This window comes from Mesorhizobium sp. M5C.F.Ca.IN.020.32.2.1 (assembly GCF_004023105.1).
Taxonomy (GTDB): domain Bacteria; phylum Pseudomonadota; class Alphaproteobacteria; order Rhizobiales; family Rhizobiaceae; genus Mesorhizobium; species Mesorhizobium wenxiniae.
In genome coordinates this window covers 1-1,412 of record NZ_RZSX01001228.1, presented here as the reverse complement: position 1 = coordinate 1,412, position 1,412 = coordinate 1, and the positions used below count along the sequence as shown (strand labels likewise).

Genomic DNA, 1,412 nt, shown 5'->3' with positions numbered 1-1,412 from the left:
TCCATGAACCGCACCATTCCGCTTATCCTGGCGGTCGCTCTGTTCATGGAAAACATGGATTCGACCGTTATCGCAACGTCGCTGCCGGCGATCGCCACCGACCTCCAGACCAGCCGGTCGCGCTCAAGCTGGCGCTGACCGCCTATCTGGTGTCGCTGGCAGTTTTCATTCCGATCAGCGGCTGGATGGCCGATCGTTTCGGCGCCAAGAACGTGTTTCGGGCGGCGATCGCCGTGTTCATCGTCGGTTCGGTCGCCTGCGCCGTGTCCAATTCGCTGCCGGCTTTCGTGATGTCGCGCTTCCTGCAAGGCATTGGCGGCGCCATGATGACTCCGGTGGGACGGCTTGTGCTGGTGCGCGCCACGCCGAAAAGCGAGCTTGTCGCCGCCATGTCCTGGCTAAGCATCCCGGCCCTGGTCGGGCCGCTGGTCGGTCCGCCGGTCGGCGGTTTCATCACCACCTATTTAACCTGGCACTGGATCTTCCTGATCAATGTGCCGATAGGGCTGATCGGCATCTGGCTCGCTACGCGTTTCCTGCCGGAGACCGAATCGGCGCAGACGCCGCCGCTCGACTTCATCGGGTTCGTGCTGAGCGGGCTGGCGGCATCGGGCATCGTGTTCGGCCTGTCGGTGGTCAGCCTGCCCGCTTTGCCGCCGATCGCCGGCTTTCTCACCGTGGCTGTCGGGCTGGCGTCAGCTGTGCTTTATCTCCTGCATGCGCGCCGCGCCAAGAATCCGCTATTGGCGCTCGAGCTGTTCCGCAACCAGGTGTTCCGCTCCTCGGTTCTCGGCGGCGGGCTGTTCCGCATCGGCATTGGCGCCGTGCCTTTCCTTTTGCCGCTGATGTTCCAGATCGGCTTCGGGCTGACGCCGTTCCAGTCGGGAATGATCACCTTCGTGGCGGCGATTGGCGCGATCGGCATGAAATTCGTCACGGCGCTGATCTTCAGGGTCGCCGGCTTCCGCCGGGTGCTGATCTTCGGCTCGCTGATAGCGGCGGCGTCGATCGCCATCAACGGCTTGTTCACGCCCGACACGCGCTATGTGCTGATCCTCGCCGCCCTGCTCGTCGGCGGCTTCATCCGCTCGATGTTTTTCACCGGCATCAACGCGCTTGCCTATGCCGAGATTTCGACCGCCGACACCAGCAAGGCAACGCCGATCGCCGCGGTGTTCCAGCAACTGTCGATCGCGCTCGGCGTGGCGCTGGCCGGCGGCATCCTGGAAGTGTCGACGACAATCCATGGCGGGCCGCTGACGCTGAGCGACTTCCACATCGCGTTCTTCATCGTCGCGGCGGTGTCGGCGGCCGCATCGCTGTCATTCATGCGGCTGGCGCCGAACGCCGGCAACGCCGTGTCAGGATATGGCGGGCTGACGGCGCCCAAGACGCTGGAGGCGGGTCCACCG

General features: G+C 64.6%; 1 pseudogene. It reads left to right on the top strand.

Annotation, left to right across the window (positions count from 1 at the left end):
* Positions 1 to 3 precede the first annotated feature (3 nt).
* Positions 4 to 1,412 (top strand): annotated as a pseudogene (locus tag EOA86_RS34650) (DHA2 family efflux MFS transporter permease subunit); the annotation flags it as partial.